The organism is Kluyvera chengduensis (genome assembly GCF_044197065.1).
Lineage (GTDB): Bacteria > Pseudomonadota > Gammaproteobacteria > Enterobacterales > Enterobacteriaceae > Kluyvera > Kluyvera ascorbata_C.
In genome coordinates, this window is sequence record NZ_JBIQOI010000001.1 from 466,855 (window position 1) to 489,304 (window position 22,450).

The 22,450-nt window shown below is 54.7% G+C and carries 19 protein-coding genes; 12 read left to right on the forward strand and 7 right to left on the reverse strand.

Going from position 1 to position 22,450, the window contains the following annotated elements; all coding sequences use genetic code 11:
- Genes mdtD through ACH1XZ_RS02110 form a run of 4 tightly spaced genes read right to left on the reverse strand, consistent with a single transcriptional unit; the run spans position 1 to position 8,878 of the window.
- Positions 1–1,413: an MFS transporter gene (gene mdtD, locus ACH1XZ_RS02095; RefSeq protein ID WP_395594141.1), complete on the reverse strand. Its 1,413-nt coding sequence runs from the start codon at positions 1,411–1,413 to the stop codon at positions 1–3.
- A gap of 2 nt (positions 1,414–1,415) precedes the next feature.
- Positions 1,416–4,493 carry a multidrug efflux RND transporter permease subunit MdtC gene (gene mdtC / locus ACH1XZ_RS02100; protein ID WP_395594142.1) on the reverse strand — a complete coding sequence of 1,026 codons (3,078 nt, stop codon included), beginning with the start codon at positions 4,491–4,493 and terminating at the stop codon, positions 1,416–1,418.
- Positions 4,494–7,616 (reverse strand): MdtB/MuxB family multidrug efflux RND transporter permease subunit, encoded by a 3,123-nt coding sequence (locus tag ACH1XZ_RS02105; RefSeq protein ID WP_395594143.1) that lies wholly within the window; start codon positions 7,614–7,616, stop codon positions 4,494–4,496.
- The gene (locus ACH1XZ_RS02110; RefSeq protein WP_395594144.1) at positions 7,616–8,878 is read right to left on the reverse strand and encodes an MdtA/MuxA family multidrug efflux RND transporter periplasmic adaptor subunit; all 1,263 of its coding nucleotides are present in this window, start codon (positions 8,876–8,878) and stop codon (positions 7,616–7,618) included. Before ACH1XZ_RS02110 ends, ACH1XZ_RS02105 begins: the two co-directional genes overlap by 1 nt.
- A 617-nt stretch (positions 8,879–9,495) precedes the next feature.
- Between ACH1XZ_RS02110 and ACH1XZ_RS02115 the strand changes: the two genes are divergently transcribed.
- The 5 genes from ACH1XZ_RS02115 to ACH1XZ_RS02135 all read left to right on the forward strand — a co-directional run bounded on the left by ACH1XZ_RS02115 (position 9,496) and on the right by ACH1XZ_RS02135 (position 12,276).
- Complete coding sequence (locus tag ACH1XZ_RS02115; protein WP_395594145.1) at positions 9,496–9,675, forward strand: hypothetical protein; 180 nt, start codon at positions 9,496–9,498, stop codon at positions 9,673–9,675.
- Between the two features lie 214 nt (positions 9,676–9,889).
- On the forward strand, positions 9,890–10,372 hold the full coding sequence (locus tag ACH1XZ_RS02120; RefSeq protein ID WP_395594146.1) for an Hcp family type VI secretion system effector: 483 nt from the start codon (positions 9,890–9,892) through the stop codon (positions 10,370–10,372).
- A gap of 32 nt (positions 10,373–10,404) precedes the next feature.
- On the forward strand, positions 10,405–10,845 hold the full coding sequence (locus tag ACH1XZ_RS02125; RefSeq protein WP_395594147.1) for a DUF2778 domain-containing protein: 441 nt from the start codon (positions 10,405–10,407) through the stop codon (positions 10,843–10,845).
- Positions 10,845–11,090: a hypothetical protein gene (locus ACH1XZ_RS02130; protein ID WP_395594148.1), complete on the forward strand. Its 246-nt coding sequence runs from the start codon at positions 10,845–10,847 to the stop codon at positions 11,088–11,090. Before ACH1XZ_RS02125 ends, ACH1XZ_RS02130 begins: the two co-directional genes overlap by 1 nt.
- Before the next feature lie 736 nt (positions 11,091–11,826).
- Positions 11,827–12,276, forward strand: coding sequence for a class I SAM-dependent methyltransferase (locus ACH1XZ_RS02135; protein ID WP_395594149.1), 450 nt, complete (start codon positions 11,827–11,829; stop codon positions 12,274–12,276).
- Positions 12,277–12,469: 193 nt separating this feature from the next.
- Here the strand turns inward: ACH1XZ_RS02135 and yegD are convergent, their stop codons facing one another.
- Together yegD and ACH1XZ_RS02145 are read right to left on the reverse strand one after the other, a co-directional pair.
- Complete coding sequence (yegD, locus tag ACH1XZ_RS02140; RefSeq protein WP_395594150.1) at positions 12,470–13,822, reverse strand: molecular chaperone; 1,353 nt, start codon at positions 13,820–13,822, stop codon at positions 12,470–12,472.
- 103 nt (positions 13,823–13,925) lie between these two features.
- Positions 13,926–14,066 (reverse strand): hypothetical protein, encoded by a 141-nt coding sequence (locus tag ACH1XZ_RS02145; RefSeq protein WP_395594151.1) that lies wholly within the window; start codon positions 14,064–14,066, stop codon positions 13,926–13,928.
- A 390-nt stretch (positions 14,067–14,456) separates the two neighbouring features.
- On the opposite strand from ACH1XZ_RS02145, the gene ACH1XZ_RS02150 reads away from it, so the two are divergent.
- From ACH1XZ_RS02150 to alkA, 4 genes are all read left to right on the forward strand, one after another.
- Entirely contained in the window at positions 14,457–14,693 is a 237-nt protein-coding gene (locus tag ACH1XZ_RS02150) for a hypothetical protein (RefSeq protein ID WP_395594152.1), read from the forward strand.
- Positions 14,674–15,099: a polymorphic toxin type 44 domain-containing protein gene (locus ACH1XZ_RS02155; protein ID WP_395594153.1), complete on the forward strand. Its 426-nt coding sequence runs from the start codon at positions 14,674–14,676 to the stop codon at positions 15,097–15,099. The genes ACH1XZ_RS02150 and ACH1XZ_RS02155 overlap by 20 nt, the downstream gene beginning before the upstream one ends.
- The gene (locus tag ACH1XZ_RS02160; RefSeq protein ID WP_395594154.1) at positions 15,077–15,508 is read left to right on the forward strand and encodes a hypothetical protein; all 432 of its coding nucleotides are present in this window, start codon (positions 15,077–15,079) and stop codon (positions 15,506–15,508) included. Before ACH1XZ_RS02155 ends, ACH1XZ_RS02160 begins: the two co-directional genes overlap by 23 nt.
- Positions 15,509–15,789: 281 nt before the next feature.
- Complete coding sequence (alkA, locus tag ACH1XZ_RS02165) at positions 15,790–16,632, forward strand: DNA-3-methyladenine glycosylase 2 (protein WP_395594155.1); 843 nt, start codon at positions 15,790–15,792, stop codon at positions 16,630–16,632.
- On the opposite strand, the gene ACH1XZ_RS02170 is transcribed toward alkA, so the two are convergent.
- The gene (locus tag ACH1XZ_RS02170) at positions 16,584–18,854 is read right to left on the reverse strand and encodes a PAS domain S-box protein (RefSeq protein WP_395594156.1); all 2,271 of its coding nucleotides are present in this window, start codon (positions 18,852–18,854) and stop codon (positions 16,584–16,586) included. The genes alkA and ACH1XZ_RS02170 overlap by 49 nt on opposite strands.
- Before the next feature lie 352 nt (positions 18,855–19,206).
- Between ACH1XZ_RS02170 and udk the strand changes: the two genes are divergently transcribed.
- The 3 genes from udk to asmA all read left to right on the forward strand — a co-directional run bounded on the left by udk (position 19,207) and on the right by asmA (position 22,385).
- Positions 19,207–19,848 carry a uridine kinase gene (gene udk / locus ACH1XZ_RS02175; protein WP_185666974.1) on the forward strand — a complete coding sequence of 214 codons (642 nt, stop codon included), beginning with the start codon at positions 19,207–19,209 and terminating at the stop codon, positions 19,846–19,848.
- Positions 19,849–19,926: 78 nt separating this feature from the next.
- A complete protein-coding gene (gene dcd / locus ACH1XZ_RS02180) occupies positions 19,927–20,508 on the forward strand; it encodes a dCTP deaminase (RefSeq protein WP_035893765.1) in 582 nt (193 codons plus the stop codon).
- Positions 20,509–20,534: 26 nt separating this feature from the next.
- Positions 20,535–22,385: an outer membrane assembly protein AsmA gene (asmA, locus tag ACH1XZ_RS02185; protein ID WP_395594157.1), complete on the forward strand. Its 1,851-nt coding sequence runs from the start codon at positions 20,535–20,537 to the stop codon at positions 22,383–22,385.
- The last annotated feature ends 65 nt before the right edge of the window (positions 22,386–22,450 follow it).

Sequence of the window (22,450 nt, forward strand, 5' to 3'; positions counted from 1 at the left end):
TTATTCCTTGAGTTTGTGTCGGGCGATCACCGCGTTTTTGGTGGTGTCGTCCGGTACGCGGGCAAAGACCAGAGCCGGGAGCGCAATAATCACGGCCATGCAGAGATAGGTGTACATAAAGACGTGGTGGGTCGCTTCACTACCGACGGTAATGTGCTGCTGGCTGAAGGTGCCGAGCAGGATACCGGCGATGGTGACGCCGATACTCATCGACAGCTGCATGATCATCGACAGCAGGCTGTTGCCGCTGCTGGCTTCTTCATCGGGCAGGTCTTTGAGGGTCAGGGTGTTCATCGACGAGAAGCGGCTGGAGTTCACCATCCCCTGTACGAACAGCACCACCGGCAGGGCGTAGTACCAGCCTGCCAGGGCGGTGAACATAAACAGCAGGCTGATAAGCGCCAGGCTGACGGTGCTGAACACCAGCACACGGCGATAGCCAAAACGGTTCACCACCTGGACCACGAAACGCTTCATCCCCATGCTGCCGAGCACCATTGGGATCATCATCAGGCCCGCATGGAACGGCGTGAAGCCTAAACCAATTTGTAAAAAGACAGGGGTCATAAACGGCAGCATGCCGCTGCCGATTCGTCCGCTAAAGCTACCGGCCAGGCCAAGCGAAAAGGTTGGGGTGCGGAATAGCTTCAGGCTGAAGAGCGCGCTGTCGTTGCCGCGCGCATGCCACAGATAGATAACGATAGCGGCGATACCAATCGCCACCAGCGCGCCGACCATCAGCGGTGAGATACCCAGGCCTTTTTGCCCATCCAGCGCCAGGGTAAGCGTGGCCATTCCCAGTGCCAGCACAATAAAACCGGAAATATCAAAGCGTCGGGTTTGTACGGTGTAGTTGGGCATCAGGGCGAGGGTGGCGATACAGCCGATAATGCCCACCGGGATGTTAATCAGGAAAATCCAGTGCCAGGAGGCGTACTCAACCAGAATCCCGCCGAGTGCCGGGCCGAGCAGGGGGCCAATCTGGCCGGGAATGGTGACGAAGGTCATTGCCGCCATGTACTGATCGCGCGGGACGATTTTCATCACCGTAAGCCTGCCCACCGGCACCATCATCGCGCCGCCAATCCCTTGCAGTACGCGCGCCATTACCAGTTCATTGAGCGTGCTGGACAGCGAACAAAACAGCGAACCTGCGGTGAACAGTACGATGGCGGTGAAAAAGATATTGCGCACGCCAACCCGGTCAGCCAGCCAGCCGCTGGCGGGCAGCATGACGGCGACGGTCAGCACATAGGAAACCACCACCATGTGCATGTGCAGCGGGCTCTCCCCCAGGCTGAGCGCCATAGAGGGGAGGGCGGTGTTGACGATCGTGGTGTCCAGCGATTGCATAAAAAAGCCAAACGCCACGATCCAGAGTTGCCAGCGAACGTTGGCAGGTAGCTCAGTCATAGTTATTCAGTTACCGATTGTCGGGGTTGACGCGAAAAACGCAGACGCAGACGATCGAAGAACAGATAGACCACCGGGGTGGTATAGAGTGTCAGCAACTGGCTCATCACCAGACCCCCTACAATCGTAATCCCCAGCGGTTGACGCAGTTCCGAGCCATCGCCCCCGGAGAGAACCAGCGGCAGCGCGCCAAAAAGCGCCGCCAGCGTGGTCATCATAATCGGGCGGAAACGCAGCAGACAGGCCTGGAATATGGCCTCTTCCGGGGCCAGATTACCGTTACGCTGCGCTTCCAGGGCGAAGTCGACCATCATGATGGCGTTTTTCTTCACAATGCCAATTAATAGCATGATCCCGATAAGGGCGATTAGGCTGAACGGGGCATTGAATAGCTCCAGCGCCAGCAGCGCCCCGACGCCCGCAGACGGCAGCGTAGAAAGAATGGTCAGCGGGTGTACGTAGCTCTCGTACAAGATCCCCAGCACAATATAGACCGTCGCAATCGCGGCGATTATCAGGATCACCTGCGAGTTCATTGTCTGCTGGAATACCTGCGCGGTACCGGCGAACGAGCCGCGCACGGTGTTTGGCACGCCGAGCTGCGTCATGGCCCGGGTGATCGCATCGTCGGCCTCCGACAGTGACTTACCGGTTGGCAGGTTAAAGGAGATGGTCGATGCCGCCGACAGCCCCTGGTGGTTCACCGACAGCGGCGCGTTGGCCGGCTGCCATTTGGCGAAATAGGAGAGGGGGATCGCCTTGCCTTCGCTGTTAATCACAAACATTTTGTCCAGCGCGCTGACGTCCTGGGTATAAACCGGGTCCACCTCCATCACCACTTTGTACTGGTTCAGCGGCTGGTAGATGGTTGAAATCTGGCGCTGACCAAAGGCGTTGTTCAGCAGGCTGTTCGCCGCTTCAACGCTGATCCCCAGCCGCGACATGGTATCGCGGTCGTAGATAAGATCCATTTCCGCACCGTTGTCTTGCTGATCCGAGTTGACGTCGGCAAGCTCCGGCAGTGCCGCCAGCGCTTTACGAATTTTGGGCTCCCATTCGCGCAGCGCGCTGAGGTCGTCGGAGAGCAGCGTGTACTGGTAGCTGGCGTTGGACTGACGGCCGCCGACGCGGATATCCTGCACCGCCATTAAGAACAGATTCGCCCCCGGCTCTTTGGCGAGCTTTTTACGCAGCCGGTCGATAATCTGCTGCGCCGTTTCATGGCGCTCGCCGCGCGATTTCAGGGTGATAAACATCATCCCGCTGTTGACCCGCGAGCCGCCGGTAAAGCCGGTGACGTTATCCACCGCCGGGTCTTCACGGATGATCTTCATAAAGTCCTGCAGCTTGCCGCGCATCGCCTGGAACGAGATGCTCTGGTCAGCCTGAATCCCGCCCATCAGCACGCCGGTATCCTGTTCCGGGAAGAAGGTTTTAGGAATACTGATATAGAGCCAGATATTCAGCGCGATGGTGGCAAGGAAGACGACGCCGACTAATCTGGCATGCCCCAGCACCCATTTCAGCGACTTACCGTAGCCCTGCTGCATGGCGACCAGTACACGACCGAATCCCTTGTTGCGGGTTGGCGAATGTCGACGGCTGGATTTGAGCATCCAGCCGCACATCATCGGCGTGAGGGTCAGTGAGACGGCGAGAGAAATAGCGATAGCCACCGATAGCGTGACGGCAAATTCCCGCAGCAGCCTGCCCGGCAGGCCGCCCATCAGCAGCAGCGGCAGGAATACCGCCACCAGTGAGACGCTCATTGACAGAACGGTGAAGCCCACCTCGCGGCTACCCTGAAGCGCGGCCTGCATTGGTTTCATCCCGGCCTCAATATGGCGTGAGATATTTTCCAGCACCACGATGGCATCATCGACCACAAATCCGGTGGCGATGGTCAACGCCATCAGCGACAGGTTATTAAGGCTAAAGCCGCACAGGTACATCGCCGCAAAGGTGCCAATCAGCGATACCGGCACCGCGACGGCGGGAATAAGCGTCGCGCGACCAGAACGCAGGAACAGGAACACCACCAGAATCACCAGCGCGACCGAAATCACCAGCGTCTGCTCAACTTCTTCCAGCGAAGCGCGGATGGTTGGCGACCGGTCCTGAGCAATTTGCAGGTCGATTGCCGCCGGAATGGTTTGCTGCAAGCCCGGAAGTTCTGCGCGGATGCGGTCAACGGTATCGATAATGTTGGCTTCCGGCAGCTTGCGGATCATCAACAAAATCGCCGGTTTGGCGTTGGTCATCCCGGCGTTGCGGACGTCCTGTACCGAGTCGCTGACGGTGGCGACATCGCCAAGGCGTACCGCGCCGCCGTTGTTGTAGTGGACAATCAGCGGCTGGTACTCCGCCGCCGTTTTCAGCTCGTCGTTGGTCTGTAGCTGCCAGCGGTGGGTGGTGTCGTCAATCGCCCCCTGCGGTTTACGCACGTTGGCGTTGCTGATGGCGGTGCGCACCGCGTCCAGCGACACGCCCTGGTTAAACAGCGCCTGTGGGTTCAGGTCGACGCGCACCGCGGGCAGGGAACTGCCGCCGACGTCGACGTCGCCCACGCCGTCAATTTGCGCGATGCTTTGTGCCAACTGGGTAGAGGCAAAATCATACAGCTCACCTTGCGAATAGGTATCCGAGGTGAGCGTCAGGATCATGATCGGCGCATCCGACGGGTTAGCCTTGCGATAGGTTGGACGGCTCGGCATACCGCTTGGCAGCAGGTTTTGCGCGGCGTTGATGGCTGCCTGTACATCACGCGCCGCGCCGTTGATATCGCGGTCGAAGTTAAATTCGAGAATGATGCGCGTACTGCCAAGCGAGCTGCTTGAGGTCATCTCGTTGACCCCCGCAATGCGCCCGAGCGAGCGCTCCAGCGGCGTTGCTACGGACGACGCCATGGTCTCCGGAGACGCCCCCGGCAGCGAGGCGCTGATCATAATTACCGGGAAATCGACCTGCGGCAGCGGCGCGACCGGCAGCAGGCGGAATCCGAGGACCCCGCACAGCGTAATGGCGAGCGAGATTAAAATCGTCGCCACTGGACGGGAGATAAAGAGCGCAAAAAATTTCACTTACGCTTCCTCTTCACGACGCGGGAACCGGCTTTTCAGGTACAGCGACAGTCGGTCAAACAGCAGGTAGATAACCGGGGTGGTGAACAGCGTCAGCACCTGGCTTACCAGCAGGCCGCCGACCATGCCGATCCCCAGCGGGCGGCGCAGTTCGGCGCCAACGCCGGTACTGAGCATCAGCGGCAGCGCGCCCAGCAGGGCCGCCAGCGTGGTCATCAGAATCGGGCGGAAGCGCAGCAGGCAGGCCTGATAAATCGCCTCGCGCGGCGGCATGCCCTGTTCGCGCTCTGCGGCGAGCGCAAAGTCGATCATCATGATCGCGTTCTTCTTCACGATACCAATCAGCAGGATGATGCCGATAATGGCGATCACATCCAGCTCGTTACCGGCAATCATCAGCGCCATGAGCGCGCCGACGCCCGCGGTTGGCAGCGTCGACAGAATCGTTATCGGGTGAATAAAGCTTTCGTACAGCACGCCAAGCACGATATACATCGCCACCACCGCCGCGACCACCAGCCAGATGGTGCTGCTCAGCGCCGACTGGAAGGCGAGGGTGCTGCCCTGGAACTCGGTGCGAATATCGGTCGGTAAGTTCAGGTTTTTTTCGGTATCGAGGATCGACTGCACCGCATCGCCGAGCGAGTATTTATCCGGCACGTTGAACGAAATCGTGGTCACCGGGAACTGGTCGAGATGGTTAATCGACAGCGGCGCAAAGCGCTGCTCCACTTTGGCAATGGCGGTTAACGGCACGATGCCGCCGTCGCTGCTGGTCAGGCGAATGTTATCAAGCGCTGCCAGCCCCGGCGTTTGGCGGGTGTCGTGTTCCAGCACCACGCGATACTGGTTGGCCTGGGTGTAAATGGTGGAGATCAGGCGCTGACCAAAGGCGTTGTACAGCGCGTTATCGACGTCGGCCATCGAAATACCCAGGCGGTTGGCGCTATCGCGGTCGACGTTAACATAGGCCACCAGCCCTTGATCCTGCCAGTCGCTGCTGACATCCGAGAGCTGCGGCAGTGCCTGAAGTTTCTCCATCAGTTGTGGTACCCACTGGCTTAACGCGTCCAGTGAGTTGGCCTGTAGGGTGAACTGATACAGCGTGCGGCTCACGGTGGTATCGATGGTCAGATCCTGTGTGGGTTGCAGATAGAGCTGGATACCGGGAATGCGGTCAACCGACTGCTGAAGGCGGCTGATAACCGCCTGTACGCGGTCGTCACGCTCGCTCAGCGGCTTGAGGTTAATCTGCAAACGAGCGCTGTTGAGCGCCGGGTTGGTGCCGTCGACGCCGACAAAAGAGGTCAGACTTTCAACCGCCGGGTCTTTCAGAATGGCATCGGCTACCGCCTGCTGGCGCTGGGCCATGCTGGCAAACGACACCGACTGCGGCGCCTGTAAGGTGCCCTGAATAATGCCGTTATCCTGCGTCGGGAAGAAGCCTTTCGGAATGGTTACCCACAGGATCACCGACAGCGCCAGCGTGCCGACCGCCACGCTCAGGGTTAACCACGGATGGTTCAGTACGCGAGCCAGCAGGTGTCCGTAACCGGCAATCACCCGGTCAAAGAAACGTTCGCTGGCGCGGGAAAAGCGGTTCTGTTTGCGCAGCGATTCGTGGCTGAGCATGCGTGCGCACATCATTGGCGTCAGCGTTAATGACACTACCGCGGATATCAGTATGGCGACGGCCAGGGTGACGGCGAATTCGCGGAACAGGCGGCCGACGATATCGCCCATAAACAGCAGCGGGATCAGCACCGCAATCAGCGAGAAGGTCAGGGAAATAATGGTAAAGCCAATCTCGCCCGCGCCCTTCAGCGCCGCGGTCATCGGCTTCTCGCCTTTTTCGATATAGCGCGAGATGTTCTCAATCACCACGATGGCGTCATCGACCACAAAACCGGTGGCGATGGTGAGCGCCATCAGCGTCAGGTTGTTGATGGAGAAATCAAGAAACACCATCACCGCGAAGGTACCCACCAGCGACAGCGGGACGGCGACGCCGGGAATAATCGTTGCCGGGACGTTACGCAGGAACAGATAGATGATCATCACCACCAGCGCAATCGCCAGCATCAGCTCGAACTGGGTGTCGGAGACCGATGCGCGGATGTTGGTGGTACGGTCAGAAAGCACCTCAACCTTGACCGATTTCGGCAGGCTTTCGGTAAGCTGCGGCAGCATCTGGCGGATGCTGTCGGCCGTGGAGATGATGTTGGCGCCGGGCTGGCGCTGAACGTTCATCACGATGGCCTGTTTTTTATTGGCCCATGCGCCAAGCCAGGTGTTTTCCGCGCCTTGTTCCACGGTTGCCACGTCGCCTAAACGAATCGGCGCGCCGTTTTTGTAGGCGATAATCAGCGCCCGGTACTCCTGCGCCGACTGCATCTGGTCGTTGGCGGAGAGCGTGACCGCGCGCGCCGGGCCATCGAGGCTACCTTTCGCCGAGTTGACGTTGGCATTGGTGATGGCGGTGCGGATATCTTCGCTGGTCAGTCCGAGCGCGGCAATGGCCTGCGCATTCAGCTTCACGCGCACGGCTGGGCGCTGGCCGCCCGCCAGCGTCACCAGACCGACGCCGGAAACCTGGGAAATTTTTTGTGCCACGCGGGTCTCAACCATATCTTCCACTTCGGTCATCGGCGTGGCGGTTGAGGTGACGGCGAGGGTCATGATTGGCGGGTCCGCCGGGTTAACCTTGCTGTAAACCGGTGGGTTAGGCAGGTCGCTTGGCAGCAGGTTGGTGGCGGCGTTAATCGCGGCCTGCACTTCCTGTTCGGCGACGTCCAGCGGCAGCGTGAGCTGGAACTGGAGGGTGACCACCGACGCGCCGCCGGAGCTTTGCGACGACATCTGCTTAAGCCCGGACATCTGCCCGAACTGACGTTCAAGCGGCGCGGTAATCGCCGAGGTCACCACGTCCGGGCTGGCACCCGGATAGAGTGTGACCACCTGAATGGTCGGGTAGTCGACCTCTGGCAGTGCGGAAACGGGCAGAAAACGGTAGCCGATGATCCCTGCCAGCAGAATGGCCACCATCAGCAGCGTGGTGGCGACAGGGCGCATGATAAACAGGCGGGACGGGCCGCCCGTGTTGCTCGGCGGTAAAACTTGCATTAGCCGCGCGCTCCTTTATGGCCGGCAGCATGGCCTTCAGCCGCCGCCGGTTTTGCTGCATCCGTTGCGGTGGCGTCGTGAGCGGTAACCACTTCCACTTTAGCCCCTTCGGTTAAGCGATCGATGCCGTCGGTCACCACGCGGTCGCCTGCGGAGAGCCCGGCGTCAATCACCACTTTCTGGCTGTCCTGAATGCCCGGCACCACGGTGTGCTTGCTGACTTTATTGTCGCTGTTCAGCACCCAGACAAAGTGGCCGTCGTTGCCCATTTGCAGCGCCGCGGTTGGGATAACCACCGCATTTTGTTGAGTGTCTACCAGCATGCGCGCGTTAACGAACTGGTTCGGGAACAGCGCATCGTCCTGGTTATTAAAACGGGCTTTGAGCTTGATGGTGCCGGTGGTGGCATCAATCTGGTTGTCGAGGCTCAGCAGCGTACCGTTGCTCAGCTTCTGCTTGTTGGTGCGATCCCAGGCTTCCACCACCAGGCTTTTACCCGCTTTCTGCGCGGCAACCACGGTCGCGATATCGTTTTCCGGCAGGGTGAAGACCAGATCGATCGGGTGAGTTTGCGTCAGCACCACGATACCGGTGGTATCACCACTTGAGATCTGGTTGCCGATATCGACCTGTTTCAAGCCTACGCGGCCGTCAATAGGCGCGGTGATGCGGCTCCAGTCGAGCTGAAGCTGAGCGCTGGCAACGGCGGCCTCATCGGCTTTAATAGTGCCCTGAGTCTCGCTGACCAACGACTGCTGGGTATCCAGTTCCTGGCGAGAGATAAGATTCGTTTTTACCAACTGCTGGTAGCGAGATAAGTCACGACGCGCGTTGGCGAGCGTGGCTTTGTCTTTTGCCAGTTGGCCCTGAGCCTGGGCAAGGGCCACTTTAAATTGGCTTGGGTCGATTTCCGCCAACAGGTCGCCGGCTTTCACCTGCTGCCCTTCCTGGAAGTGAATCGCCATCAGCTGACCGTCAACGCGGCTGCGAACGGTCACCGTGTTAGCGGCGGTAATGGTACCGAGCCCGCTCAGGTAGCGAGGTACCGCCTCGCTGGTGGCGGTTGCCGCCTGAACCGGGGCCAGCGTGCCGCCAAAGCGACCGCCGTGACGCCCGCCAGCGGCAGGCGAGCCTGCTGGTTTCGCTGCGCTGGAACCGGAGGTATCAGAATTGCTGCTGAAGTGCCAGATACCAATCGCCCCTGCGATGACGACCAGCGCCGCCAGCGCAATGCGCCAGCGATGGTTAAGAATGCCTTTCATTGTTATCCGTTTCTCGCCCTGAATCATTTCACGAAATGATACTAGTTTAGTTACGGAACGCTCAGAAAAAATGGAGGAAATATGAAAGACGGAAGGAATCGTCCGAATCCCGTGCGGCTTTACGAGTAGGCTCGCAAACTCTGGGGACGAAACTGCGGGCCGGGCTAACGCGTGCTACCGTCAGCGGCGTTTAGCAGGGCGCTAAAACAGGAAAGCCCCTCCTGAAGAAGGGGCCTTATATAGGGAAAGGGTTATGATGAAGTTAGTCATGATAAAAAGCGTTATACGCTAAGTATTTAAAGATGCTAACTAATTGAAAAAATTGTCTTTTTGTTGTGTCAGGGTCAGCGCGTGTCTACAAGTTAAAGAAGGCGACGGGATGAATCTCCAACAAGCGACGTTACTAGATTACGTCAAAACGTATGAAGCAAAAGATCGCGGTAGGGGTTATGAACTGGGAGAAATAGTTTGGTTGAAAGCACCTGGTGTACGGTCACATCAGTGTGTAGAGTTCATTTTAACATGATGAGCATAACGGAAAACGTATGAATAATTAAATCACCTATGAAAGTTATAACGTCCCATCCATTTATTAAGTCATTAGTGATATTGAAGTAATGATTATTGCTCGTGTTAATGGTGCTGAGTATTTAATTGTCCAGTATGAAAAAAATGGTGATCCGAATGTAAAGGCTGAATTAATCCGTTCTCTGAATAAAAAAGACTCTGTGATTATTACCTTGAAATATCAATACTTAAAAGATCATGTAGATAATATTAAAAATCTCTTAAGTTGATTTTATTCATAATGAAAGTACCACACTGTTTGTCAAAGTGTGGTACTCATCCTTCCCATCAATACTACCCGCTTAACCATACCCCAAATCGCATGTATCCGAAATAGAATCATGCACAATATCCCATTTATTTAAAATCCGCATGATACGTTCATATTATAAGTGATTACTGTGCTATTTCGTATACTTCCTCATAATGAATAGGAGTTTAGATATGGCAATCCCCGCTTACTTATGGCTGAAAGATGATGGCGGCGCAGATATTAAAGGTTCCGTTGATGTGAAAGTTCGTGAAGGTAGTATTGAGATAGTTGCATTCGGTCACGGTCTACATCTCCCTACCGATAATAATACAGGAAAGATTACAGGAACTAGGGTACATGCCCCATTGACGTTTCAAAAAGAATTTGATACATCAAGTCCGTATTTCTATAAAGCAGTAGCAAAAGGTCAAACACTCAAATCAGCCGAATTTAAATGGTATCGGATAAACGATGCAGGGCAAGAAGCTGAATACTTCAACATGCTACTTGAGAATGTCAAAGTAGTTTCAGTATGTCCCGTAATGCTAGATATTAAAAATCCAGCTACTGAGAAGCACAACCACCTTGAAAATATATCCTTGAGATACGAAAAGATCACATGGAAACATTGTGACGGTAATATCATGTTCTCTGATGCATGGTCAGACAGATGATCCCATGTAGATTTCACCTCAATGGACACTCAATGAGTACCCTAGTATGTCCTGGTGTTGGTCTATTCTCTGCGTACTCTGGAACTGGTCGTTCACGCAACCAACCTAGTGCAGTTAACGTTCCTGAAGTAGGGCCGTTACCACCAGGTCAGTACTTCATTGTTACTCGTGGTACTGGAGGTATGCTAACTGGTATACGTGATACGTTCGCCTCTATCGTAGCTGGTTCTGATCGTTCTATATGGTTTGCCCTATACCGTAACGACTCACAGATAGATGATCTGACCTTCATTGATAAAGTGGAACGTGGACATTTTCGCCTACATCCAGCCGGATACCGTGGGATAAGCGAAGGGTGTATAACATTACCGTTCTTATCTGATTTCAATATACTACGTGAAGCTTTGTTAAACTCACCTACCATGCAAGTGACTTCATCATTGGTAGCATTTGGAACTATACAGGTGTACTGATGACTCCTATCAAGCATGTGATTACGTGGTTAGTTGAATCAGTAGTATATGTGTTAGTACTAATGGCGTTATTTTCATTCTTTCCAGAAGATAAGGCATACTGGTTTATCAGACACTATACAGGGGTTATCACTGGTGATGGTTGGGATAAGTATTATTTCTTATCGCTCTGTATTGCCTCTTTGATTATCACTGCAATTATTGTTTATATTGCTGCTGTATGGTCGAATCGAACCGATAAATGATGTGAATATAATGCTATAATCCCCCTTGTTCAGTGCTACAACCATCCCATGGGTGAGTGGTTTCATAGTTGTAGTACTGAACCATTCCCCTAAATACTCCAGTTAACAACAATGGAGTATCCTCATGTCAGATCTACCTCTACCAAAAATATATGGCTATAATCGTACTAAGATTTCCTCCCTCACGTTTGATGAACTTAAACGCCTAGCAATGTATGTGAGAGAAAACCACATATTACAGTCGATAAACGAGAACAATAAAACGCTAGTGCGAATTTTGACAATACTGGATAATGAAAAAGCAGCTAATTAGCTGTTTTTTCATTCAATGCTTTTACTAAAAACCTTTTAATACTTGGTTAGAAAAAATATCTTAGATGTCAAAAACTGAAGTAAAAGATCGTATTGCTAATGGTGAGAAGTACACAAAAAAATCCTCGCCGTATTCCCTACGTATGCAGAAGCTATCCATTGTGGAACGTGTTTGATCTCTCTTCTATATAGCTCAGTACAAAAATCGGAATAAGGCGTTGATTGTCAAGGTTCGCCTATCTAATACAGTTTGTTCAACTCAACATATGAATAAGGTGTGGGTATTGCTGGAGGATCTCCGGTAATGGCTAAATTAACCAAAAAAGAAACTAAACTACATCAATACACACACTAAACGTTTAGTGTGTGTTGAACTCAGCCCGGAGTACACAAAAATTGGCATGCGGCTTGTCCCTGAAGCTGAATGGTATTGTATGGACGTTTTTCATACCCAACGGATGAACATTTTGATGTTACCTTTGGTAATCCACCGTTCGGAAAGATAAAAACTTCTGATTCATACAAGGGTGAGTACACAGGTTCCGAATTCGAATATAAGGTTATTGAATTTGGATCTCTGTTAGCAGATTACGGTGTGTCCATTATGCCTCAAGGTTCAGCAGGTTTCCGCTATTCAGGTGCAGCGTATTACGAGCGTGTAACTAACCAGAAGTACTACAAATTCGAGAAGGATACTGGCCTGTACCTGGAAGCAGGTTGCGGTGTCGATACGTCAATCTACCGTGATCAGTGGCACAGTACCAACGTCCTAACAGAGGTGGTTGCACCGTGTTTAGAGAAGGTAGGGATCATGGTGCCGGATGTAGATGCAGTCGTTAGATCGATGTTGATGATGTTGATGATGTTGAACTAAAATATTCATATTTTTCATGTTATTACATGAATTTAATACTTAGTGTTTTTTACAGTTAATGATGGTCATCATACTGGTGATACTCTTAGTGATGAGCTTACCGACTTACTAAGACACCAGGGGAGGAGAAATCCTCCCTTACCCTCATTCCTTTACGATAGGTCGAAAAAACAGCGAAGTCAACGACGATATATCAGGCGAAAACCACCTGTGCCCAGCGGGCCAGACCGGCGGTTACCGAGCCAAAATCATCGCCACCGGCAATTGGAATGCCGGGAAGCTGTTGGGCTAACGCTTTCTTAATCAGCGGCGAGCGTGCGCTGCCGCCGGTTAAGTAGATGACGTCCGGCTTTTCGCTGCTGTTTTCCAGCGCCAGCTGCACCTGTTCGAGGATGCGCGTCAGCGGCTGGTTCAGCGCCGCTTCAAGACCGTCCTGGCTGATGGCGGTCGCCAGTTCGTCGCTGATAAACGGCAGCGAGGTGTTAATCTGTGCGGTTTCGGACAGCGCGATTTTGCTCTCTTCGGCGCTGCGCACCAGGCGGTAGCTCAAGCGCTGCTGCCAGACTTTATACAGCAGGGAAACTTTCTCGGCATCGCGTGCATCGCGCGCCAGATCGCGCAGCAGTCGGCCGTTGGCCGCGCTGTAGAAGTCGGTCTGCGCCGGAACGTCGTTGATAGCCACCGCGTTCCACCATGGCAGAATTGGCAGGGCGATGCCTTTTTCGGTGTCGCCGCCCATGCCGAGCAGCGGCATCAGGCTTTTGAAGGCCAGCGCGATATCGAGATCGTTACCGCCTACGCGGCAACCGCTGTGGCCCAGCAGGCTTTGTTCACGGTCGTGACGGGTGCGCCATTGTGGCCCCATCAGCAGCACCGAGCAGTCGGTGGTACCGCCGCCGATATCGACGACCAGCACGCGTTTTTCTTCGCTGAGCGTGGCTTCAAAATCCAGCCCCGCCGCGACCGGCTCATACTGGAACACCACGTCACGGAAGCCCGCGCGCTTTGCCGCACGTTCAAGGATGCCGACCGCCTGGGCGTTGGCTTCATCGCCGCCAAGCCCCTGGAAGTTTATCGGGCGGCCAATCACCGCTTGATCCAGGTTTTCCGTCAGCTGTGACTGCGCCTGCTGGCGAATGTGCAGCATCATCGAGCAGACCAGGTCTTCAAACACCGCAACCTGCTGCGGCTTCAGACCGCTCGCGCCGAGGAACGATTTTGGTGATTTAACAAAATAGACCTCTTCCGGGTCCGTGATGTACTGCTTGAGTGAGGCGAGGCCAAACTGCACGCTGTTGCTCAGTACATCGATATCTTCTTCGCGGTTGAAGTTCATCGCCCGACGCAGCAGCGCCTGCGCTTCATCGCCGGTGGCGGGAACCTGATGGTGGCGATAGAGCCACTCGCTCACCGCTTCACGCGTGGGAGCAGAAAGCATAGAAGGCAGCAGCGTACTGCCGTTTTCCATCGTCAGCATGCGCGGTGCGCCATCCTGCATTACGGCGATAGAACAGTTCGCCGTCCCGTAGTCAAAACCAATAAACACGACAGTTATCCCCATGCCAGTGAAGAAAGGGGGGCGACTTTAGCGGAATGTCGCGAAGGCGGCAACTGGAATATGAAAGCAAGGTCACCGGGGCGATTACTCGCTATGCTATTGAAGTTATCGCCGGGGCGCGGTTCGCGCTGCCTTTGATGGCCAGGTTAGCATTCTGGATAGCAGGAATAGCGGCAAGTAACGAGCCGGTAGATGTCAGGATATTGGCTATATCGTGGATATGATTATGCATGGTGGTACTCCTTTCGATGAGACTGAACCCCCACTTTTGAGATGGGGCGGGCTGGAGCTCAAAACCGTCGAAAGTCGGCGGATGTATTACACGAGTAAACCCGTGCTATTAGTCTCACTCCAACCCATAAATCAGCACTCAAGCGGCAGGATGCCGCCATAGCATAAAATCTGGACGTAAAAAAATCACGCTGACGGGGTGAATGACCGCTTTCGACTATGTAGGCGTTTTGAGCACCTGCGGCAGAATCAACCCCTAACCGCCATTTTGATCAATACCCTGAAAGCAAACGGGTAAATAATTACCCGCATTAGTTCAAAAGGCGATCAATCAGGGTGGTTTCATGAATAAAAATATGGTTTTGGTATTACCGATTCAAGATTTCAATTAATGGCTTTTACCAGAAAATATCTATCTTCCTACAGAGGGATGACCGAAGTTGCAAAAGGTACGGCGGGGTTGCTTATCGGTAACATCATTCGCCGTGCTTCATATATAGAAGCAGACAGGGCTGGAATCCAGAAATTTGCAAACCAGTACGATTATTCATATCAGGATGCCAGCGCTATTATCGAAGGTGCATTATCTTCATGGATAAAGCAAGTTAATGAATTTAAAAGGAATTAACAACGGTGGTGTTATGGCTATACTTCCATTAATGCCGGGCGGAAACTCAGTAACCGCCCAAAAAAATATGCGTGAGGCCAGGAGTCATGGAACCTCGCGCAACATGGCGTTGCCGTCAACGTATTACTGGTTTTATCAGAAGGTGAGGAATCACGGGCCGTGGGACTATAAACAGCAATCCTACTCCCTGGCGAATTTCGGCAACTTCAATTACGGAGCGGCAGGGTTCGCCGCTGGAATACCGGCAGAAACGCTGCTGATGGGGGCGGGGTTTGCACAATCCAGAGCAGGGACATCAAAACCGAACTGGGGCGCATGGTATGGTAAGTCGCCTTATGGGGACGATCCACACGACCAGTTCTGGATAAAACAGGGAATCGACTATGCCCGCGAACACGGCTATTAAGTATCTCCACCGTCTGACAACGGTCATTCTCGCGCTGCTGGTGGCAGGATTCCTGCTGTATCAGCATTTCATCAACGGGCCACCGGATGACAGCCTGGCCTATAAGAAACAGCTCTCAGAAAGCGTGTGGCTCTACGTCACGAAGTACAACGGCGGTGGGGCGACTGTCTCAGAAGTTTACCGTTACTACCTGGACGGCAGTTTATCGGGCGATGTTTTGCCGCGCCTGGCCGATAGACAGCCGTTTATGGTCACTGACGTGGGTAACGCGGCGGTCACTGGCTACGGCAGCACGGTAAACGTCAGGGTAACAGGTCGTGTTTACTCGTTTACAAATTCTGACCTGTTTTACAGCGGTGATGCCGCCATAATGCCCGTCATAAATCTGGCCGCCACCAGCACCAGATAGCCACATCAACCCGGCCCCGCGCCGGTTTTTTTATTGTCATCCCTAAACCACCTCCTGGGGAGGTGGTGATTGATTTCTCCCGCCACACATCGCCACTACGCCACCGTTTCAAATCCGGATTCTGTTTGCGTAGTCTGCCCGCAAGAGGGCTGGATGTATGACGACTGGAATAAAGCTAAACAAAAGGGATGACCGCTTCGCGAGGTTGAGGGCCGACGCGAACGAAGCGCCGGGGTTTTGCTATGATACCGTGCCTACCGTTATGTGCTTAAGGAGCAACGATGTTTGAACTGCCGTGGTTACCGCCGTACGACTGGCAATGGATGTTTGGCTTTCTGCAGGCGCGTGCCGTCAGCGGCATTGAGCGCTTTCAGGACGGTAGCTACACTCGCAGCTGGCGCTGTGGCGAACATCACGGACTTATCACCATGTCTCCGGACGCGGCGCATAACCGACTTTGCGTAACGCTCTCCGCCGGGCTTTTACCGGTTGCCGACCAGGCGCTGGACGGCGTGACCAGATTGCTGGATTTGCACTGCGACCCACAGCAGATCCAACGCGCGCTGGGCACGCTTGCTGCCGCCAGACCGGGGCTGCGTCTGCCTGGAGCACTGGAAGCATTTGAACAGGGGATACGGGCGATTCTCGGCCAGCTAGTGAGTGTGAAGATGGCCGCGACGTTGACCGGGAAAGTGGTGGCGCTCTATGGTGAGCCGCTGGCGGAAAAGGAAGGATTTTTCCTGTTTCCGACTGCCGAGCGGCTGGCGGCGGGCGATCCTCTGGCTTTAAAAACGTTGGGGATGCCGCTTAAGCGCGCTGAGGCGCTTATCTATTTTGCGCAGGCAACGGTCAACGGCGAGCTGCCGCAGGCGCTCCCATCGGATGTCCCGCAGGCGCTAAAAGCGCTACAGCAGTTCCCCGGCATTGGCCGCTGGACGGCAAACTACTTTGCGCTGCGCGCCTGGCAGGCACCGGATATTTTCCTGCCGGACGATTACCTGATTAAACAGCGGTTTCCAGGCATGACGCCCGCACAGATCCGCGATTATGCCGCGCGCTGGCAGCCCTGGCGCTCCTACGCGTTATTGCATATCTGGCATACGGACGACTGGTCGCCGGTATGATTCACCGGCGCGTAGACCGTGACCCTGCCGCGCCCGTTGTGCTTCGAGTCGTAGCAGGCGGAATCAGCCTGTACCAGCAGCTCCGCCAGTTTGGCGTTATGCTCATGCACCAGCGTTAGTCCGGCGCTGGCGCCTATCCGATGCAGGTGGCCCGCCCACATAAATTCGTAGTGATTGATAGCATCGACGACGCGCTCAGTGGCGTTCACCGCCTGCTCGGTGGAACAGTGGCGCAGAATAAAACCGAACTCATCGCCGCCGAGACGTGCCAGAATATCGCTGGGGCGCAGCATTGAGCGCATCAGCGAGGCGATTTCGTGCAGGAGCGCATCGCCTGCCGCATGGCCCGCGCTGTCGTTGACCGCCTTAAAGAAATCCAGGTCGAGCATAATCAGCGCGTGCGACTGGTGGGTGCCCGGCAGCGCTTTCAGCAGCCCTTTAAGCTGGCTTTCAAAGCTTGAGCGATTGGGCAACCCGGTCAATGCATCATGGGTTGCGCTGTAGCTGAGCTGGCGCAGCAGTTTGCGTGATTCGGTCACGTCCTGAATGACCAGCACGAAGCCGATATGTTCACCCTCAAGGGTGTTCAGCGGCGTCATGCTGTAGTGAATATCGTAGCTGTCGCCATAGCGGTTTTTCAGCGAATTGTCGTATGCGGCATCGCTTTCCGGGCCAGCCTGTGCGCTGAGTGCCTCCAGCTTCTCTCCGTCAGGCCCCTCGGTAATACGCAACACGGTGAGCAACGGCTTGCCCTGCGCTTCCGATTGCGTCCAGCCGCTCATTTTTTCAGCGACCGGATTCATGAACATAATATTTTGCTTATTGTCGGTGCTGATCACCGCATCATGAATGGAGTCGAGGGTGATATGCAGGCGCTCTTTTTCCTGGAACAGCGCTTCGTTGGCCTGGGTTATTCCGGCCATCAACGCTTTATTCGCTTCACGGCTTTTTTTCAGCGAGTTGATATCTTCAACCTGCTTAATGAAATACAGCGGCGTGCCGTCGTCATTGCGCACGACCGAGACGGCAAGCAGGCCCCAGACGATATCACCCTGCCGGGTCTGGTAGCGTTTTTCCATTGAGTAACTATCAATTTCGCCACGAGTCAGGCGGTCGAGTTGAACGAGTTCTTCGGTTAAATCCTCAGGCCAGGTCACCTGCTGGAACGTCATTAGGTGAAGCTCGTCCCGGCTATAGCCAAGAAACACGCTCAGCGCTTTGTTAACCTGCAGCCATTGTCCGTACGTGTCGACAAGGGCCATCCCGATGGCGGAATACTCCATCGCATGACGAAAACGCGTCTCGCTTTCCGCGATATGCCGACGCTCGTTATACACTGCGTACATCGCGATGCTCATCACTCCCGTGGGGAGCAGCACCATCAGGAACGGCAGCCCCGGCATATTGTTAAGCCGATAGCTGCTTAGCGTGTTCTCAATCATATGCTGCACCAGCGGGTGCTGCGCGGTCAGGCTGAGCACCGTCATGATGGTTAGCAAGGACACCAGGAATGCCTCAACGCGCGGCAGGCGTACGGCGCTCCACATCAGCAGGACCATGATGAAGGTGAAGGGCCACGGCATGTAGAGTATCGAGACAACGCTCAAAATGAGCGTGATTGCCGCGGTCAGGAGCGTAGAGATCAGGAGCGAGGTGTTACGATAGCGCTGGAAAAACTGCGGTTTAATCAGCAGGCCCAGCGGCACCAGCGCCAGGGCGCCGGTAGCTTCCGAAAGCACCCAGACAACGAGCGTCTGAAACGCGTTTTCACCGGGCACGATGCTGGAAATCAGTATGCCCCCTGCCAGCGGCGGCACCAGCGCGCAGGCGATAGCCATGCGGGACCAGTCGCCGAGGTTCTGTAGCGGATTGTCGAGCCTCAGCCACCGGCGGAGCAGGAGCGCGCTGAGCAGTGCTTCCAGGATGTTAATCGCCGGATAGGTGAGCGTCACCGCCGCGGAGGAAAACAGCCAGGTTGCCGCGATAATCCCCAATGCGCCAGCCAGCGCAATGCCAGGCCACAATGAATGTTTAAAGCGATAGAAGCCCGACATCATGATGGCCGTCGGGAACCAGACCGGCGAGAGCACGCTCGGGTGGTGCGCCAGGGTCAATGAAAAAAGCGTAAACAGGAACGTCAGTAGCCCGAGGAGAAACAGGAGCTGCGCCGAGCGAAACGGTGAAGCTGGAACGAGGGGGATATAGTGCTTTTCTTTCTTCATTACCACGATTATACGGAGCGGTGTGCTCCGGCCTTGCCGACATTACCGTCGATTATGCACCATCATTTGCGTTTTTTATCCGATCTGTGACACTTATTAACAATAACAAGCAATTGATCGCATACGTAATATTCCCTTGGTGAATAATTAGTGGCGACTGAAAGTACTTTAGACCGGTTTCGCGTATTGTCGCGGCAGAATGACGTATACGACTGGTATCGCCGCTATGAAATCCCTATAATTGCCGCGTTTGGCGCTGATACACGTGATTATTCAGAACTTCACCTCTTGAATAATGTTGTCTGTTCGTGCCGTCCTTCCTATCATCCAGGTTAATCGGGTCGCAAAATTTATGACTGATAAGTCTCATCAGTGCGTCATTGTAGGCATCGCCGGCGCATCGGCTTCAGGTAAAAGTCTTATTGCTAGTACGCTGTATCGCGAGTTACGCGAGCAGGTGGGTGATGAGCATATCGGTGTTATCCCTGAAGATAGCTATTATAAAGACCAAAGTCACCTGTCCATGGAAGATCGGGTTAAAACCAATTATGACCATCCTAACGCGATGGATCACAGTCTGCTGTTCCAGCATTTGCAGACCTTAAAACGCGGCACTGCAATTGAACTGCCGGTTTATAGCTACGTCGAGCACACCCGTACTCAGGAAACGATCCACATCGAACCGAAAAAAGTGATCATTCTTGAAGGGATCCTGCTGCTGACGGATGCGCGTCTGCGCGAAGAGATGAACTTCTCTATTTTTGTTGATACCCCGCTGGACATCTGCCTGATGCGCCGTATCAAGCGTGACGTTAACGAGCGCGGGCGTTCAATGGACTCGGTAATGGCGCAGTATCAGAAAACCGTGCGTCCAATGTTCCTGCAGTTTATTGAACCTTCCAAGCAGTATGCTGACATCATCGTGCCGCGCGGAGGCAAAAACCGCATCGCCATCGATATTCTGAAAGCGAAAATTAGTCAGTTTTTTGAATAACTCACGCGAATTGTGTAACGTGCATTAATAGCCCTCAACCATGCCGGAAGAGGGCAGTAGTACATTAAGGAGAGTGATATGCGTCTGTGTGACCGAGATATAGAAGCCTGGCTGGATGACGGCCGACTGTCGATTAACCCGCGTCCGCCGATTGAGCGTATCAATGGCGCGACGGTTGACGTACGTTTGGGCAATAAGTTTCGTACCTTCAGCGGTCATACGGCGGCCTATATTGATTTAAGCGGCCCGAAGGCGGAAGTCAGCGCGGCGCTGGATCGCGTGATGAGCGAAGAGATTGTGCTGCCTGAAGGCGATGCCTTCTATCTGCACCCGGGCGAATTGGCCCTGGCGGTCACGCTGGAGTCGGTCACGCTGCCGGCGGATCTGGTCGGTTGGCTTGATGGTCGTTCTTCGCTGGCGCGTCTGGGGCTGATGGTTCACGTGACCGCGCACCGTATCGATCCAGGCTGGTCTGGCTGCATCGTGCTGGAGTTCTACAACTCAGGCAAACTGCCGCTGGCGCTGCGTCCGGGCATGCTGATTGGCGCGCTGAGCTTTGAGCCGTTGTCCGGCCCGGCCGCTCGTCCGTATAACCGTCGCGAAGATGCCAAGTACCGCGACCAGCAGGGTGCGGTCGCCAGTCGTATCGATAAAGACTGATCCATCGCGAACCTGATGAGGGTGCCATGAGACGAATATTGACGACGCTGATGATCCTGCTGGTGGTGCTGGTTGCCGGCTTGTCATCGCTGGTGCTGCTGGTGAATCCTAACGATTTCCGCAGCTATATGGTGAAGCAGGTAGAAGCGCGTAGCGGCTATCAGCTTCAGCTCGATGGTTCTCTGCGCTGGCACGTCTGGCCGCGCTTAAGCATCCTCGCGGGGCGAATGACCCTCACCGCACCGGGCGCTACCGCGCCGTTGGTGCGGGCAGACAATATGCGCCTTGACGTGGCGCTTTGGCCGCTGCTTTCTCATCAGCTTCAGGTGAAGCAGGTGATGCTGAAAGGGGCGGTTATCCAACTTACGCCGCAAACGGAAGCCGAACGCGCGCAGAATGCTCCGGTCGCCCCGAAAGGCACCTCGCTGCCGCAGGAACCCGGTGAACGCGGCTGGTCGTTTGATATTGGCGCATTACAGGTTGTCGACAGCGTGCTGGTTTTCCAGCATGAAGATGATGAACAGGTTACGGTCCGCGATATTCGCCTGCAGATGGAGCAGGACGCCAATCATCAGGCTGAAGTCGATTTTTCCGGCCGCCTTAACCGCGATCAGCGCGATTTAACCCTCAGCTTCTCCGCGCAGGTACAGGCGGGCGACTATCCACAGCGCCTTGATGCGCAGCTCTCGCAGGTTAACTGGCAGCTTCAGGGCGCAGACCTTCCGGCGCAGGGAATAAGCGGTAACGGAAGTCTCAACGCCAGCTGGCAGGATGCGTCGAAAAAACTGAGCTTCAGCAATCTTAGCCTGACGGCGAATGACAGTTCGCTGGCGGGGTCTGGCAGCGTCATTCTGGGGGAATCCCCGGTCTGGGTGCTGAATCTGCAATCCGATAAGCTCAACCTGGATAACCTGCTGCTGCATTCGGATATCCTGCCAAACGGCGGCAGTGACGTTCAGAAGGCGCAGGCAACACCGAAGCAGCCGCGTCCGGTTATTGCCAACGGCGTCAAGGTCCTCCCTTACAGTGGGCTGAGTGGTTTTGACGGTACGCTGGCAATGGCGGCGAAACAGATTAGCTGGCGCGGGATGCCGTTTACCAACGTCAGCATTGCGGCCAGCAATCAGCGCGGCCTTTTGCAAATCACTCAACTGGAAGGCTCGCTTGATGGCGGGACGCTATCCCTGCCTGGCACGCTCGATGCGCGAGACGGCACGCCGCAGGCGGAATTTCAGCCGAAGCTCGATAACATCGAAATTGGCAGCCTGCTCAAAGCCTTTAATTATCCTATCAATATGACCGGCAAAATGTCGTTGGCAGGGGATTTCTCCGGTACCGTCATTGATGCAAACCATTTCCGCCGTGACTGGCAGGGACAAGCATCAATTGAGATGCAAAATACCCGCACCGAAGGGCTTAACTTCCAACAGTTGGTCCAGCAGGCCGTTGAGCGCAGTACCGATGTACGTGCGCAGGAAAACTACGATAGCGCTACGCAGCTGGATAAAATGACGACGGATATTGACCTTGATAGCGGTATTCTCACGCTCAGTAATATCCGCGGCGCCTCGTCGCTGATGACAGTCAACGGTAAAGGGACGCTGAACCTGCTGAAGGAAGAGGGCGATTTACAGTTCGCCGTTCAGGTGATTGGCGGCTGGCAAGGGCAGGGGAAACTGGTTGATATGCTGAAGCAAACGGCCATTCCTCTGCGCGTCTACGGTAAATGGTCCGCGCTGAATTACAGTTTACAGGTGGATCAGGTTCTGCGTCGTCAGCTACAAAATGAAGCCAAGCGCCGGTTGAATGACTGGGCTGAGCGGAATAAAGGGACACAGTCCGGCAAGGACGTGCAGAAGCTGTTAGATAAACAGTAGGCCGGATAAGGCGGTAGCCGCCATCCGGCCTACTGTGCATCGTTCTGCCCGATGGCGGCTGTCGC